The organism is Streptomyces longispororuber, assembly GCF_024448165.1.
Classification (GTDB): Bacteria; Actinomycetota; Actinomycetes; order Streptomycetales; family Streptomycetaceae; genus Streptomyces; species Streptomyces longispororuber_A.
On record NZ_JAMOLN010000016.1, the window covers coordinates 64,498 to 79,085 of the forward strand.

Below are 14,588 nucleotides of genomic sequence, written 5' to 3' on the forward strand. Positions count from 1 at the left end.
GGCCGCAGGTCATTCCTTCAGTGCCGACGCTCGTCGGCCACACACAAAAGGGACCTTCGGTGGCGATACGCTCCGAAAGTCCCCCAGTAGTGCATCAGGCGTTGGGTCACCTTACGACACGACAGTGCGGCATATGGAAGGACTTGAGAGATGGATCACAGGTGGCCGTGGAACCAACTCGCTGATTCAAAGGCGTTCCCAAGGTTCGCATCCCACAGCCGTAGGACGCGAACGCGGAGGCGGAGGTTCCGTTCCGTCCGGCGGCCCGCTGTTGCCGATCACCCCACGACCGTCGTCCGGCGCGGACTACCATCACTCCATGACCCGTGTACTGCTCGCCGAGGACGACGCGTCCATCTCGGAGCCGCTGGCCCGCGCCCTGCGCAGGGAGGGTTACGAGGTCGAGGTCCGCGAGGACGGACCCACCGCCCTCGACGCCGGACTGCAGGGAAGCATCGACCTCGTCGTACTCGACCTGGGCCTGCCAGGGATGGACGGCCTGGAGGTGGCCCGCCGGCTGCGTGCCGAGGGGCACACGGTGCCGATCCTCATCCTCACCGCGCGCGCCGACGAGGTCGACACGGTCGTCGGCCTGGACGCCGGTGCCGACGACTACGTCACCAAGCCGTTCCGCCTCGCCGAGCTGCTCGCCCGGGTCCGGGCCCTGCTGCGGCGCGGCTCCGCCGAGCCCAAGGAGGCCCCGGCCACCCACGGCGTGCGGATCGACGTCGAGTCGCACCGCGCCTGGATGGGCGACGAGGAGCTCCAGCTGACCGCGAAGGAGTTCGACCTGCTGCGGGTGCTCGTGCGCGACGCGGGCCGGGTCGTGACGCGCGACCAGCTGATGCGCGAGGTGTGGGACACCACTTGGTGGTCGTCCACCAAGACGCTCGACATGCACATCTCGTGGCTGCGGAAGAAGCTCGGCGACGACGCGGCGAACCCCCGGTACATCGCGACCGTGCGCGGCGTCGGGTTCCGCTTCGAGAAGAGCTGACCGATCGGGCCCCTGCGGCGAGCGAGGCGACTGAGCAGCGGGGTCCGGGGCAGAGCCCCGCGGCCGTAGCGCCGCTGCGGCGCGCCGATCCGGGACACTGAGACCCATGCGCCGCCGACTCATCAACTCCACCCTCGCCGTCGTCCTGGTCGTGATCGCCGTGTTCGGGGTCTCCCTCGTCATCGTGGAGACCCGCACCATCACGAACAGCGCCCAGGAGCGCGTGGAGTCCGAGGCCGTCCGCCTCGCCTCGATCGTGGACAGCCGCCTCCTCAGCGAGGAACAGGTCACCGGCGACATCCTCCGGGACCAGGTGGCGGGCGACCGGTACGCGGTGATCCGGATGCCGGGCCGCGCCCCCATCCACATCGGCACCAAGCCCGAGGGCGACGTCATCCGGTACACCGCGCCGGGGGAGCAGGGCGAGAAGGTCACCGTCGAGGAGCCCCGCTCGGCCGTGACCCGGGAGGTCGGCCGGACGTTCCTGCTCATCGCCGGGGTGGCACTGCTCGCCATCGTCGCCGCCGTCCTGCTCGCCGTACGCCAGGCCAACCGGCTCGCCTCCCCGCTCACGGACCTGGCGTCCACCGCGGAGCGTCTCGGCTCGGGCGACCCGCGGCCGCGGCACAAGCGGTACGGGGTGCCCGAGCTGGACCGGGTCGCCGACGTCCTCGACGGGTCGGCCGAGCGGATCGCGCGGATGCTGACGGCCGAGCGGCGGCTCGCGGCCGACGCCTCGCACCAGCTGCGCACGCCCCTCACGGCGCTCTCCATGCGGCTGGAGGAGATCACCATGACCGACGACCTGGACGAGGTGAAGGAGGAGGCGACCATCGCCCTCGCGCAGGTCGAGCGGCTGACCGACGTCGTGGAGCGGCTGCTCACCAACTCCCGTGACCCGCGCACCGGTTCGGCCGTCACCTTCGACCTGGACGAGGTGATCAAGCAGCAGCTGGAGGAGTGGCGGCCGGCCTACCGCAGCGCCGGGCGGGCCATCGTCTCCTCCGGGAAGCGGCACCTCACGGCGGTCGGTACACCGGGCGCCGTCGCCCAGGTGCTCGCGGCGCTCATCGAGAACTCGCTCATGCACGGCGGCGGCACGGTCGCCCTGCGCACCCGCGTCACCGGCAACCAGGCCGTCATCGAGGTCACGGACGAGGGCCCGGGCGTCCCCTCGGAGCTGGGCTCGCGGATCTTCGAGCGCACCATCAGCGGCCGGAACTCGACGGGCATCGGCCTCGCCGTGGCCCGGGATCTCGCCGAGGCCGACGGAGGACGACTGGAAATGCTCCAGGCGAGCCCGCCCGTCTTCGGTCTGTTCCTGTCCCGTACGCCGATGAAGAAGCCGTCGGACGACGACCCGGAGCAGCCGACGATCAGGTAGCGGTCAGAGAGCGGTCACTTCACGCGGTGGACCGGGGGCACGGCGGCCGGCCGCTCCTCAAGGAACGATTCCGCACTGGCGACGGCCTCCCGCGCGGGCAGCGCCTTGAACACCCACGTCCGGTACGACCAGAAGCGGAACAGGGTCGCGAGGCCCATGCCGAGGAACTTGAAGAAGTTGCTCTGCAGCGAGCTGTCCCAGCCGAAGCCGTACGTCGCCGCGTACAGGACGCCGTTCTCGATCACCAGGCCGACCACGCTGAACAGCAGGAACAGCGTGAGTTCCTTCGCGCGTCCGCTCTTGTCGCGGTCGCGGTAGGTGAAGTAGCGGAACCCCACGTAGTTGAAGGCGATGGCGACGACCGTGGCGATCACGCTGGCGCGCACGACCTGGAGGTCGGTGCCGTGCCGCATGAGGTTGAACACGCCGAAGTTCACGAGCACGCCCAGCGCTCCGACGACTCCGAACTTGGCGATCTCCCGGGCGAGCGCGTCGAAACGCTGCCGCAAAGCGCCCAGGCCGGAGCGGGTCTGTCGGCTGGTCGTCCCTGTCATGATCTCGCCTCGGCCCCCGTCGTCCCCGTCGTGTGGTCGTGCGGTTCCCGCGAGAACCGACCCAGCCATGCTAACCACGGGGCCTCTCCGTCGCCTGTGGACGGCGTACATGGAGGTTCGTACAAGGAGAGGGTCGTGCGGGTACCGGTCATATGGCCGATACCCTGAGGGTGTGACGTTCCCCGTAGTCGGCATGGTCGGCGGTGGCCAGCTCGCTCGTATGACACACGAGGCAGGCATCCCGCTCGGCATCAGGTTCAAGCTCCTCAGTGACACTCCTCAGGATTCCGCGGCGCAGGTCGTCGGTGATGTCGTCGTCGGCGACTACCGCGACCTGGACACGCTGCGCGAGTTCGCGCGCGGCTGTGACGTGATCACCTTCGATCACGAGCACGTGCCGACCGAGCATCTGCGGGCCCTGGAGGCGGACGGCATCCCCGTCCGCCCGGGACCCGACGCGCTGCTCTACGCCCAGGACAAGGGCGAGATGCGTGCGAAGCTCAGCTCGCTCGGCGTCCCGTGCCCGCGGCACCGCATCGTGCGCGACGTGGCGGACGTGGTCGCCTTCGCCGAGGAGGGCGACGGCTTCCCCGTCATCCTCAAGACGGTGCGCGGCGGCTACGACGGCAAGGGCGTGTGGTTCGTGCGCTCTGAGGCCGACGCCGCCGACCCGTTCAGGGCGGGCGTGCCGGTCCTGGCGGAGGAGAAGGTCGACTTCGTCCGGGAGCTGGCGGCCAACGTCGTCCGCTCCCCGCACGGCCAGGCGGTCGCGTACCCCGTCGTCGAGTCCCAGCAGGTCGACGGCGTCTGCGACACGGTGATCGCCCCGGCCCCCGACCTCGACGAACAGCTCGCGGGCGAGGCCCAGGAGCTGGCGCTGCGCGTCGCCAAGGAACTCGGCGTCGTCGGCCACCTCGCGGTCGAGCTCTTCGAGACCCGCGACGGGCGGATTCTGGTCAACGAGCTGGCGATGCGCCCGCACAACTCCGGCCACTGGACGCAGGACGGGGCGGTCACGTCCCAGTTCGCGAACCACGTGCGCGCGGTCCTCGACCTCCCGCTGGGCGACCCGCGCCCGCGCGCCACGTGGACGGTCATGTGCAACGTCCTGGGCGGCGACTACCCGGACATGTACAGCGCGTACCTGCACTGCATGGCCCGCGACCCCCAGCTCAAGATCCACATGTACGGCAAGGACGTGAAGCCCGGCCGCAAGGTCGGTCACGTGAACACCTACGGCGACGATCTGGACGAGGTCCTCGACCGCGCCCGTCACGCAGCCGGATACCTGAGAGGCACGATCACCGAATGAGCCCTGTGATTGGCATTGTGATGGGGTCCGACTCCGACTGGCCCGTCATGGAGGGCGCCGCGAAGGCCCTCGACGAGTTCGAGATCCCCTACGAGGTGGACGTCGTCTCCGCGCACCGGATGCCGCGCGAGATGATCACCTACGGCGAGCAGGCCGCCGAGCGCGGGCTCAAGGCGATCATCGCGGGTGCGGGCGGCGCCGCCCATCTGCCCGGCATGCTCGCCTCGGTGACGCCGCTGCCGGTGATCGGCGTGCCGGTGCCGCTGAAGTACCTGGACGGCATGGACTCGCTGCTGTCGATCGTGCAGATGCCGGCCGGTGTCCCGGTCGCCACGGTGTCGGTCGGCGGCGCGCGCAACGCGGGCCTGCTCGCGGCCCGCATCCTCGCCGCCCACGACGAGGACCTCCTCGTCCGCATGCGGGAGTTCCAGCAGGACCTGAACGACCAGGCCACCGAGAAGGGCAAGCGCCTGCGCGCCAAGGTCGAGGGCGCCGGCTCGGGCTTCGGCTTCGGCTCGGGGAAGTGAGCGGCGTGCCGGACTCCCTGGAGCAGGCTCGCGCGATCCTCGCCGAGTTCCCGGTCGTCGACGGGCACAACGACCTTCCGTGGGCGCTGCGCGAGCAGGTCACGTACGACATCGACGCCCGTGACATCGCCGCCGACCAGAGCGCCCACCTGCACACCGACCTCGCGCGGCTGCGGGCCGGCGGCGTCGGCGCGCAGTTCTGGTCCGTGTACGTGCGCACGGACCTGACGGGCGACGCGGCGGTCAGCGCCACGCTCGAACAGATCGACTGCGTCGACCAGCTGGTCGCCCGGTACGCCGGCGACCTGCGGGCCGCGACGACGGCGGCCGGCATGGAGGCGGCGCGGGCGGAGGGCCGCATCGCGTCGCTGAAGGGCGCCGAGGGCGGCCACTCGATCAACAACTCCCTCGCCACGCTGCGGGCGCTGTACGCGCTCGGCGTGCGCTACATGACGCTCACCCACAACGACAACATCGCGTGGGCGGACTCGGCGACGGACGAGCCGGGCGTGGGCGGACTGTCGGCGTTCGGCCGCGAGGTCGTGCGCGAGATGAACCGTGAGGGCATGCTCGTCGACCTGTCGCACGTGGCGGCGACGACGATGCGCGCGGCGCTCGACGTGTCGACGGCGCCGGTGATCTTCTCGCACTCCTCGTCGCGTGCCGTGTGCGACCACCCGCGCAACATCCCGGACGACGTGCTGGAGCGGCTCCCCGCGAACGGGGGAGTGGCCATGGCGACCTTCGTGCCGAAGTTCGTCCTCCAGGCGGCGGTCGACTGGACGGCCGCGGCCGACGAGAACCTGCGCTCGCACGGCTTCCACCACCTCGACACGTCCCCGGAGGCGATGAAGCTGCACCGCGCCTTCGAGGAGGCGCGGCCCCGGCCCGTCGCGACGGCGTCCACGGTGGCGGACCACCTCGACCACATGCGCGAGGTCGCCGGCATCGACCACATCGGCATCGGCGGCGACTACGACGGCACGGCGTTCACGCCGGACGGCCTCGACGACGTCTCCGGCTACCCGAACCTGATCGCCGAACTGGTCGACCGGGGCTGGTCCCGGGACGACGTGGCGAAGCTGACGTGGCACAACGCGGTGCGGGTGCTCGGTGACGCGGAAGCGGTCGCCCGGGACATCCAGGGCAGCCGCGGTCCGTCGAACGCGACGCTGGCGCAGCTGGACGGCTGACCGGCACGGACGACGGCTTGAGGGGCGCCCCGCGGGGCGCCCCTCAGTCGTTCGCCCGGCGCCCGTTCCGGTGTCCCCCGATCGGCCCAGGGGTCCCCCGAACGGAGTCGCCCGCCGCGTGGCTCTCGCACACCCGTGCCACGGTGGTCCGAACGCTTGTCCCCACATTTTGGCCGGAGCAGTGCCATGGCAGACCTGCAGGATCAACTGAACGCCCCGACGGAAGCGGGCGAGCTCGACCGGCCCGCCTCGTTCGCCGCACACCCCGCACCGCCGTCCCCGGCGCCCCCCTCGACCCCCTCGACCGTCCCCTCGGCCACCGACTCCGAGTCGGCCGCCGCCCGGGACCTGCTGGCCCTGCACCCCGTCGCCGACGGCTACTGCGGTCTGCCCGGAACCCTGCGCACCCTGCCCTACTACGACCTGGAACTGGGCGAGAGCTCCGTCGAGGCCGATCTGCCGCGGCTGCGGGCCGGCGGCACCGGGGCCCTGCTCTGGGCCGTCGACGTGTCCGCCGACCGGCCGGTCACCTCCGCGCTGGAACAGATCGACCTCGTCAACCACGTCGTCGCCCGCTACCCGGAGGGCCTGCGGCTGGCCCGCTCCGCCTCCGAGACCGCGGACGCCCGCGCGCACGGCCGGATCGCCGTGCTCATCGGCCCGGCCCCCGGCGCCGCGGTGGGCGACTCCCTCGGCACGCTGCGCGCCCTGCACGGACTCGGGCTGCGCGCCCTCACCCTGAGCGGCACGTCCTGGGCGCCCGAGACCGGGCTGACCCCGTTCGGCGAGGAGGTCGTCCGGGAGATGAACCGGCTCGGCATGCTCGTCGACCTCACCGGCGCCTCCGAGGCGACGGCCACCCGCGCCCTCGCCGTGTCCAAGGCCCCGACGATGCTCACCCGCTCCGGCGCCCGCGCCCTGAACGGCCACCCGGACAACCTCTCCGACGAGCTGCTCGCCGCGCTCGGCGCGAGCAAGGGCCTGTGCCTCGTGCCGTGCTCGGCGGCGCGCACCGGACCGGCCCTGCGCGACGTCGCCGACCACATCGACCACGTCCACCGGGTCGCGGGCCCCGAGTCCGTCGGGCTCTCCGGCATGTACGACACCGGGGACGCCCACCCCGAAGGGCTCACGAGCGTCACCGACTACCCGGCCCTCGTCGCCGAGCTCCTCGACCGGGGCTGGTCCGAGGCCGACCTGGCACTGCTCACCTGGGGCAACGTCCAACGGGTCCTGCGCGGCGCCGAGTTCACCGCCCGCGCCACCCGGTACCGCCGCGGTCCGGCCACCACGGCCTAGGCCGAGTCGGGCCGGATCAGACGGAACGGGTGCCCCGCGGGGGTCTCAGCAGGCGCAGAGACAGAACGGGTGCCCGGCCGGGTCCGCGTAAACCCGCCAGCTCCGCTTGCGGTCGTCCGCGTCGAGGACCTTGGCGCCCAGCGCGAGGACCTCCTTCTCGGCCACGTCCAGGTCCTCGACGGTCAGGTCGAGGTGGAACTGCTGCGACGTGTCGGGCGCGGGCCAGGCGGGCGCCACGAGCCCGGGCGCCTTCTGGAACGCGAGCGGCTGCCCGCCCGGCACGTCCAGGTCGACCCATTCGCCGTCGTCGCCGGTGACGGTGGCGCCGAGGACGGCCGCGTAGAAGTCCGCGAGCGCCCGCGGCTCGGGACAGTCGAGCACGACGACGCCGAGTTTCGCGATGGCCATGATCCCTCCAGGATCCAGAACGACGACGTTACCTCTAGGCAACCCCAACAGGTAACAACGAACAGCACCAGCATGGGTTACCCGATGGCCCGCCGCAAGAGGTAACGTCGCATCCATGACTGACCGCGCGCCCGCACCCGGTGGCCTGGCCCTGATCGAGGAGCTGGTGAACACGCTCCGGGACATCACCACGGGCGAGGACGCGCTGGACACGGCGGAGGGCCGTGCGCCCTTCGGCATCACGGCGGACGGGGCCGGGGAGGCCCGGGAGCTGCGCGAGGCGCTGCGAGCGGCCTGCCTGGCCCACGCGGGCCACCCGCCCCACCGCGAGGTGACACCGCTCGGCGAGCTGCTGGCGAAGGCGCCGCTACGGGTGGAGATCGACGCACGGGACGGTTCGGCGACCCTGGTACCGCTGGACGGCTCCGCACTGGTGGCCCGGGTGGCGGCGGCCATCGCCGAGGCCCGCACGGACGGCACCTGGCCCCGCCTCAAGGCCTGCGAGGCCCCCGACTGCCACTGGGCCTACTACGACCGCAGCCCAGCGGGAAAGGGCCGCTGGTGCGACATGAAAACCTGCGGCGCCAGAGCCAAAATGCGCCGCTACCGCTCCAAGTAGCGCCCCGTCAGGGGCGCGGGGAACTGCGCGAGAAGTCCCCACCGACGAGCACCCGGCAACAGAGCTCAACCAGGCAGATGCGCCCCGCTCAGGGGCGCGGGGAACGGCGCGAGAACCCCCACCGACCCGCAGCCGGCAGCGCACGAGCCACCACGCACACGACGCGACCCGCTACGCGGCAGGCCGCCCCATCGCGCGATACGTCCACCCGGCCTCCCGCCACAGCGAAGCGTCCAACGCATTGCGCCCGTCCAACACGACCCGCCCCGCCACGACACCCCCCAGCTCCGCAGGATCCAGCTCCCGGAACTCCCGCCACTCCGTGAGGTGCAGCACGACATCGGCCCCCCGCACCGCCTCCAGCGCCGACTCCGCGTACCCGAGCGTCGGGAAGAGACGGCGGGCGTTGTCCATGCCCTTGGGGTCGTAGACGGTCACCTGGCCGCCCTGGAGGTGGATCTGCCCGGCCACGTTCAGTGCGGGCGAGTCCCGCACGTCGTCCGAGTCCGGCTTGAACGCGGCACCCAGCACAGCGACCCGCTTGCCCAGGAACGCCCCGCCCCCGAGCGCCTCGCGCGCCATCTCGACCATCGCCCCGCGCCGCCGCATGTTGATGGAGTCGATCTCGCGCAGGAACGTCAGCGCCTGGTCCGCGCCGAGCTCACCGGCCCGCGCCATGAACGCCCGGATGTCCTTGGGCAGGCACCCGCCGCCGAACCCGATCCCGGCCCGCAGGAACTTGTGCCCGATCCGCTCGTCGTAGCCGATCGCCTCGGCGAGCTTCGCGACGTCACCGCCGGCGGCCTCGCACACCTCGGCCATCGCGTTGATGAAGGAGATCTTGGTGGCGAGGAAGGAGTTCGCCGACGTCTTCACGAGCTCGGCCGTCGGGAAGTCCGTCACCACGAACGGCGTGCCCTCGCCGACCGGCGTCGCGTACACGTCCCGCAGCAGCTTCTCGGCCCGCTCGCTGCCCACGCCGACCACGATCCGGTCCGGGTGCAGTGTGTCGTTCACGGCGAAGCCCTCGCGCAGGAACTCCGGGTTCCACGCCAGCTCCGTGCCCTCGGGCAGCAGCCGGGCCAGCCGCTCGGCCGAGCCGACCGGCACGGTCGACTTGCCGACGACGAGCGCGCCCGGCTTCAGGTGCGGCGCCAGCGAGGCGAAGGCGGCGTCCACGTACGACATGTCGCAGGCGTACTCGCCGTGCTTCTGCGGCGTGTTCACGCAGACGAAGTGCACGTCGCCGAAGTCCGCGACCTCGGCGAAGTCCATGGTGAAGCGCAGGCGCCCGCTCGACCCCTCGATCCCGGCGACGTGCTTGCGCAGCAGCTCCTCGAGACCGGGCTCGTACATCGGGACCTCGCCCCGCGTGAGCATCTCGATCTTCTCCGGCACGACGTCCAGACCGAGCACCTCGAAGCCGAGCTCGGCCATGGCGGCGGCGTGCGTGGCGCCGAGGTAGCCGGTGCCGATCACGGTGATCTTGAGGGCCATTGCGGTGCTCCGGAGGTCGGGGGGCTTGGACAGCGCTGACCGAGCATAGTCGGGCGTGCCGAGCGCGTGCCGGGGGCTCTCACCGGGCACGATTCCCGCTGTCGCGTAGCTCACGTATCCGTCTGGTGGGCAGACACCTAAAATTCGGGTTACTTAACGGTAATTAGCGTCGCTTGGAGTGAGAGACCTTGGCCGGATCGGCTGACTTCGACCTGTACCGCCCGTCCGAGGAGCACGACATGCTCCGCGACACGATCCGTTCGCTGGCCGAGGCGAAGATCGCCCCGTACGCCGCCGCGGTCGACGAGGAGGCCCGCTTCCCGCAGGAGGCGCTGGACGCGCTCGTCGCGGCCGACCTGGCGGCGGTGCACGTACCCGAGTCCTACGGCGGCGCGGGCGCCGACGCGCTCGCCACGGTCATCGTGATCGAGGAGGTCGCCCGCGCCTGCGTCTCGTCCTCGCTCATCCCGGCCGTGAACAAGCTGGGCTCGCTGCCCGTCATCCTCTCCGGCTCCGAGGAGCTGAAGAAGAAGTACCTGACGCCGCTGGCCAAGGGCGAGGCGATGTTCTCGTACTGCCTGAGCGAGCCGGACGCCGGTTCGGACGCGGCGGGCATGAAGACCCGCGCGGTGCGCGACGGCGACGACTGGGTCCTGAACGGCGTGAAGCGCTGGATCACCAACGCCGGCGTCTCCGAGTACTACACGGTCATGGCCGTCACCGACCCCGAGAAGCGCTCGAAGGGCATCTCCGCCTTCGTCGTCGAGAAGTCCGACGAGGGCGTCTCCTTCGGCGCCCCGGAGAAGAAGCTCGGCATCAAGGGCTCGCCGACCCGCGAGGTCTACCTCGACAACGTGCGCATCCCCGCCGACCGCATGATCGGCGCCGAGGGCACCGGCTTCGCCACGGCGATGAAGACCCTCGACCACACCCGCATCACGATCGCCGCGCAGGCGCTCGGTGTCGCGCAGGGCGCCCTCGACTACGCCAAGGGCTACGTCCAGGAGCGCAAGCAGTTCGGCAAGGCGATCGCCGACTTCCAGGGCATCCAGTTCATGCTCGCGGACATGGCGATGAAGATCGCCGCCGCCCGCCAGCTGACGTACGCCGCCGCGGCTGCCTCGGAGCGCGGCGACAAGGACCTCACCTTCCAGGGCGCCGCCGCCAAGTGCTTCGCCTCGGACGTCGCCATGGAGGTCACCACGGACGCCGTCCAGCTGCTCGGCGGCTACGGCTACACCCGTGACTACCCGGTCGAGCGCATGATGCGCGACGCCAAGATCACCCAGATCTACGAGGGCACGAACCAGGTCCAGCGCATCGTCATGGCGCGCAACCTGCCGTAACCCCTGGTCCGTACGCCGATGGGGCCCCGCCGAGCGAATCGGCGGGGCCCCATCGGCGTGCTGGACGACGCGCGAGGCTAGTCGCTCGTCACGGTCACCTTCTCGTCGTTGTTGAACTGCTCGACGAGCTGCTTGACCTTGGCCTTGTCCCAGACCAGGTTGCCGCCGACGGAGCCGCTGGTCGGCATGTTCATGGACGTGCCGTCGCCGTCCTTGCCGGAGACCGACTTCATCGCCAGGAACATCGACCCGAGGTCCCACAGGCTCATGTCCTTGTCGACGACGAGCGAGTCCAGGCCCGCGCCCAGCGTCGGGTACAGCTTGAACGGGTTCATGACGGTCGACGGGGACGCCACCTTGTGGGCCAGCGCCGCGAGGAACGCCTGCTGGTTCTTGGTGCGCTGCAGGTCGGACGTGGCGAAGGCGTGCCGGGTGCGGACGAAGGCGAGGGCCTGCTGGCCGTTCAGGGTCTGCTTGCCCGCCTTGAAGTCGGCGCCGGACCACTTGTCCTTGAAGCCGTCCTTCAGGTTCATCTCGACGCCGCCGACCGCGTCCACGATGCTCGCGAAGCCGCCGAAGCCGATCTCCGCGTAGTGGTCGATGTGCAGGCCGGTGTTGTACTCGACCGTGCGCACGAGCAGCTCGGGGCCGTCCTCCGCGTAGGCGGCGTTCAGCTTCGTCTGGCGGCCCGTGTTCGGGTAGAGCTTGCCGGACTCGGCGCCCTTGAAGCTCGGGATCGTGACGTTCGAGTCGCGCGGCAGCGAGACGAGGGTGTCCCCGTTGTCGCCGACGTGCAGGATCATCATCGTGTCCGTGCGCTTGCCCTCGGCGGAGCCGGTGTGCAGCTTCTTCTTGTCCTCGGCGGACATGCCCTCACGGCTGTCGGTGCCGACGATCAGGTAGTTCGTGCCGTCGCCCGCCTCGGGACGCTCGATGACCTTGGACAGGTCGACGTCCCGGTTGAGCTTGGAGTCGGCCCAGAAGTACGTGGCGATGCTCGTCACGGCGAACACGACGACCAGCGTCAGGACCGTCCACTTGATGCGCTTGCCCCAGTTCGGGGCGCGCGTCGGAGGACCGGACGGCGGCCCGTAGTCGTCACCGCCGCCGCCACCGCGCTGGTGGGGCTGGCCGTAGACCTGGCCCGTGTTGTAGCCGCTGTCGTACGTCGGGTCCTGGCGGTACCCGTCGTCGTAGCCGTCGTCGTACGAGGACGGCTGCTGCTGCGGAACGGGGCGCTGGACCTGCCGCATCACCCGTGCGCCTTCGGGGCGTGCGTTGCCGCTGCCACGGCCGTAGCCGCCGCGGCCGCCGCCGCCCTGCCTGTCGCTCCACCCGTCGGGCCAGTCATTCATTGCCCCAGTGTGCAGTGCCCTGCTGTGTGCCCCACAAGGGCGTGTGAGGAATCGGACCAGGGCTGTTGCAGAGCTGACACAAACGCGCCCCGCATATGGTGGGTGCCATGACAGACCAGGCCCACGGCGCGGAATCAGATATTCCGGGCAAGCCGACTTCCGCTTCCCGCACGACGTTGTCGCACATCATGACGCACAACGACACCAACCTCCTCGGCACGGTGCACGGTGGCGTGATCATGAAATTGGTGGACGACGCGGCGGGTGCGGTGGCCGGCCGGCACTCCGGCGGGCCCGCGGTCACCGCGTCCATGGACGAGATGGCGTTCCTCGAGCCGGTCAGGGTGGGCGACCTCGTCCATGTGAAGGCCCAGGTCAACTGGACCGGCCGGACCTCGATGGAGGTCGGCGTACGGGTCCTCGCGGAGCGCTGGAACGAGTCGACGCCCGCGCAGCAGGTGGGCTCCGCCTACCTGGTGTTCGCCGCGGTCGACGCGGACGGCAAGCCCCGGTCGGTGCCGCCGGTCCTGCCGGAGACCGATCGTGACCGGCGCCGCTACCAGGAGGCCCAGATCCGCCGCCAGCACCGCCTCGCGCGGCGCCGCGCGATCAAGGAACTGCGGGCCCGGTCGGCCCCCTCCGGCGACTGAGGAGCAGGGTGCGGGGCTGTGTCATCAGCGGCTCCGCCGCGGGGCGCGAGAAGCCCCACCGGCCCGCACCCGGCACACTCAGGGACACACCACCTGGTCACCCGTGATCGCCCCGTACTCGCCCTGGTACGCGTCCTCCGCCCGCACTGCCCTGACCCCCTTGTAGTCGGGCCCGGCGACGACCTTGAGCAGGGAGCCCTGGCCCTTCACCGGCTTCATCAAGGCACCGGGCAGCGCCGTGGCCAGGGCCTTCGCCGAGCGGTCCCACCGCGGGTCGTACAGCACCACGGTCCGCTTCGCGGAGCGGTCCGCCGCGTTGACCGGTGCCCGCGTCGTACGGAACCCGGTCCCCCGCAGCGCCGTGTCGACCTTCCTGCCGAGGCCCGCCGTCATCGTCCCGTTCTCCACCTGGACGCGGATCTGCTGCGGCGAGACACCGACGACCGTCGCCTTGCGCTTCTTGCGGTGCGGCGCGAGCGGTTTGTCGTCGCGCAGGGCCTGGAACAGCTTCTCGGACTTCTTCTCGTCCCACTTCACCGTCGAGCCGATGCCCTTCACGGGGAAGCTGATGTTCCCGATCGGCACGGTCGTGAACTCCGACGAGGACGGCGTGAACCCGCGCATGGCACGGGCCAGGTCGACCATCTCGTCCGTCCCGAACCCCTTGTCGGCCCGCACCGAACCGAGCAGCGTCCGGGCGACGTCCCGGAACCTGACCGGGTTGAGCAGCACCCCGGACGACGTGGTCTTGGCGATGAGGGAGGCCAGGAAGCGCTGCTGGCGCTGCATCCGGCCGAGGTCGCCCGCGCCGTCGACGTGCCGGGCCCGTACGTACTGCAGGGCCTGCCCGCCGTCCAGCCGGTGCGTGCCGACGCTCAGGTCGAGGCCGGTGTTGGGGTCCTTGAGCGGGCGGGCCGTGCAGACCTCCACCCCGCCCAGCACGTCGACCGTCTTCATGAAGCTGGTGAAGTCGACCTCCAGGTAGTGGTCGATCTTCACGTGCGTCATGTTCTCGACCGTCCGCACGGTCAGCTGCGGTCCGCCCTCCGCGTACGCGGCGTTGATCTTGACCGGGTGCGCGTGGTGCTTCTCGCCGCTGTTCTGGTCGGTGTGCGGGGGCATCTCGGCGTACGAGTCGCGGGGGAGGGAGACGACGGACGCGCGCTCGTGGTCGTCCGAGATGTGCACGATCATCAGCGTGTCCGTGCAGTGGCAGGGCGCACCGCCGAGCCGGTACTTCCTGCGCTCCTCCTCGGTGATCCTGTCGCGGCCGTCGGTGCCGACGAGGAGGACGTTCATGCCGTGCCCGGCCGCCGGACGGTTCTTCATGTCCTTGAAGGGGTCGATCCGGTCGATGCCCGTGTCCAGGCCGGTGACGAGCGCGTGCCCGATCCCGGCGGCCGCGAGCACCGTCACGGAGAACGTGGTCGCCACCCGCATCGCCCAG

14 protein-coding genes are annotated in these 14,588 nt (G+C 70.9%); 9 read left to right on the forward strand and 5 right to left on the reverse strand.

Annotation, left to right across the window (positions count from 1 at the left end; all coding sequences use genetic code 11):
- Nucleotides 1-319 precede the first annotated feature (319 nt).
- Together M4J07_RS07105 and M4J07_RS07110 are read left to right on the forward strand one after the other, a co-directional pair.
- Complete coding sequence (locus M4J07_RS07105; RefSeq protein WP_161302504.1) at nt 320-997, forward strand: response regulator transcription factor; 678 nt, start codon at nt 320-322, stop codon at nt 995-997.
- A gap of 106 nt (nt 998-1,103) precedes the next feature.
- Nucleotides 1,104-2,381: an ATP-binding protein gene (locus tag M4J07_RS07110; RefSeq protein ID WP_255968516.1), complete on the forward strand. Its 1,278-nt coding sequence runs from the start codon at nt 1,104-1,106 to the stop codon at nt 2,379-2,381.
- 14 nt (nt 2,382-2,395) lie between these two features.
- Here M4J07_RS07110 and M4J07_RS07115 read toward each other — a convergent pair whose 3' ends face one another.
- On the reverse strand, nt 2,396-2,935 hold the full coding sequence (locus tag M4J07_RS07115; protein ID WP_255968518.1) for a GtrA family protein: 540 nt from the start codon (nt 2,933-2,935) through the stop codon (nt 2,396-2,398).
- A gap of 109 nt (nt 2,936-3,044) precedes the next feature.
- Here M4J07_RS07115 and M4J07_RS07120 point away from each other — a divergent pair, with 109 nt between their 5' ends.
- From M4J07_RS07120 to M4J07_RS07135, 4 genes are all read left to right on the forward strand, one after another.
- On the forward strand, nt 3,045-4,247 hold the full coding sequence (locus M4J07_RS07120; RefSeq protein WP_255968520.1) for a 5-(carboxyamino)imidazole ribonucleotide synthase: 1,203 nt from the start codon (nt 3,045-3,047) through the stop codon (nt 4,245-4,247).
- The gene (purE, locus tag M4J07_RS07125) at nt 4,244-4,774 is read left to right on the forward strand and encodes a 5-(carboxyamino)imidazole ribonucleotide mutase (RefSeq protein ID WP_255968522.1); all 531 of its coding nucleotides are present in this window, start codon (nt 4,244-4,246) and stop codon (nt 4,772-4,774) included. Before M4J07_RS07120 ends, purE begins: the two co-directional genes overlap by 4 nt.
- 5 nt (nt 4,775-4,779) lie before the next feature.
- Nucleotides 4,780-5,967 carry a dipeptidase gene (locus tag M4J07_RS07130; RefSeq protein ID WP_255968525.1) on the forward strand — a complete coding sequence of 396 codons (1,188 nt, stop codon included), beginning with the start codon at nt 4,780-4,782 and terminating at the stop codon, nt 5,965-5,967.
- Nucleotides 5,968-6,153: 186 nt separating this feature from the next.
- Entirely contained in the window at nt 6,154-7,266 is a 1,113-nt protein-coding gene (locus M4J07_RS07135) for a dipeptidase (RefSeq protein WP_255968527.1), read from the forward strand.
- 45 nt (nt 7,267-7,311) lie between these two features.
- Here the strand turns inward: M4J07_RS07135 and M4J07_RS07140 are convergent, their stop codons facing one another.
- Nucleotides 7,312-7,674, reverse strand: a complete 363-nt coding sequence (locus M4J07_RS07140; protein WP_255968530.1) for a VOC family protein — start codon at nt 7,672-7,674, stop codon at nt 7,312-7,314.
- Nucleotides 7,675-7,789: 115 nt separating this feature from the next.
- Here M4J07_RS07140 and M4J07_RS07145 point away from each other — a divergent pair, with 115 nt between their 5' ends.
- On the forward strand, nt 7,790-8,293 hold the full coding sequence (locus M4J07_RS07145) for a CGNR zinc finger domain-containing protein (protein WP_255968532.1): 504 nt from the start codon (nt 7,790-7,792) through the stop codon (nt 8,291-8,293).
- Between the two features lie 171 nt (nt 8,294-8,464).
- Here M4J07_RS07145 and M4J07_RS07150 read toward each other — a convergent pair whose 3' ends face one another.
- Complete coding sequence (locus M4J07_RS07150; protein ID WP_255968535.1) at nt 8,465-9,790, reverse strand: UDP-glucose dehydrogenase family protein; 1,326 nt, start codon at nt 9,788-9,790, stop codon at nt 8,465-8,467.
- Between the two features lie 188 nt (nt 9,791-9,978).
- Between M4J07_RS07150 and M4J07_RS07155 the strand changes: the two genes are divergently transcribed.
- Nucleotides 9,979-11,136, forward strand: coding sequence for an acyl-CoA dehydrogenase family protein (locus M4J07_RS07155; RefSeq protein ID WP_255968537.1), 1,158 nt, complete (start codon nt 9,979-9,981; stop codon nt 11,134-11,136).
- 77 nt (nt 11,137-11,213) lie between these two features.
- Here the strand turns inward: M4J07_RS07155 and M4J07_RS07160 are convergent, their stop codons facing one another.
- Complete coding sequence (locus M4J07_RS07160; protein WP_255968539.1) at nt 11,214-12,491, reverse strand: LCP family protein; 1,278 nt, start codon at nt 12,489-12,491, stop codon at nt 11,214-11,216.
- A 107-nt stretch (nt 12,492-12,598) separates the two neighbouring features.
- Here M4J07_RS07160 and M4J07_RS07165 point away from each other — a divergent pair, with 107 nt between their 5' ends.
- On the forward strand, nt 12,599-13,141 hold the full coding sequence (locus M4J07_RS07165; RefSeq protein ID WP_255968542.1) for an acyl-CoA thioesterase: 543 nt from the start codon (nt 12,599-12,601) through the stop codon (nt 13,139-13,141).
- 78 nt (nt 13,142-13,219) lie between these two features.
- On the opposite strand, the gene M4J07_RS07170 is transcribed toward M4J07_RS07165, so the two are convergent.
- Nucleotides 13,220-14,588, reverse strand: a 1,369-nt coding sequence (locus tag M4J07_RS07170; RefSeq protein WP_374215005.1) for an LCP family protein, incomplete at its 5' end; no start/stop codon positions are given.

Coding starts and splice junctions, on each gene's coding strand:
- M4J07_RS07145 (WP_255968532.1), top strand. CDS start 7,790: ATGACTGACCGCGCGCCCGCACCCGGTGGCCTGGCCCTGATCGAGGAG.
- purE (WP_255968522.1), top strand. CDS start 4,244: ATGAGCCCTGTGATTGGCATTGTGATGGGGTCCGACTCCGACTGGCCC.
- M4J07_RS07110 (WP_255968516.1), top strand. CDS start 1,104: ATGCGCCGCCGACTCATCAACTCCACCCTCGCCGTCGTCCTGGTCGTG.
- M4J07_RS07140 (WP_255968530.1), bottom strand. CDS start 7,674: ATGGCCATCGCGAAACTCGGCGTCGTCGTGCTCGACTGTCCCGAGCCG.
- M4J07_RS07120 (WP_255968520.1), top strand. CDS start 3,045: ATGGAGGTTCGTACAAGGAGAGGGTCGTGCGGGTACCGGTCATATGGC.
- M4J07_RS07150 (WP_255968535.1), bottom strand. CDS start 9,790: ATGGCCCTCAAGATCACCGTGATCGGCACCGGCTACCTCGGCGCCACG.
- M4J07_RS07135 (WP_255968527.1), top strand. CDS start 6,154: ATGGCAGACCTGCAGGATCAACTGAACGCCCCGACGGAAGCGGGCGAG.
- M4J07_RS07105 (WP_161302504.1), top strand. CDS start 320: ATGACCCGTGTACTGCTCGCCGAGGACGACGCGTCCATCTCGGAGCCG.
- M4J07_RS07165 (WP_255968542.1), top strand. CDS start 12,599: ATGACAGACCAGGCCCACGGCGCGGAATCAGATATTCCGGGCAAGCCG.
- M4J07_RS07115 (WP_255968518.1), bottom strand. CDS start 2,935: ATGACAGGGACGACCAGCCGACAGACCCGCTCCGGCCTGGGCGCTTTG.
- M4J07_RS07160 (WP_255968539.1), bottom strand. CDS start 12,491: ATGAATGACTGGCCCGACGGGTGGAGCGACAGGCAGGGCGGCGGCGGC.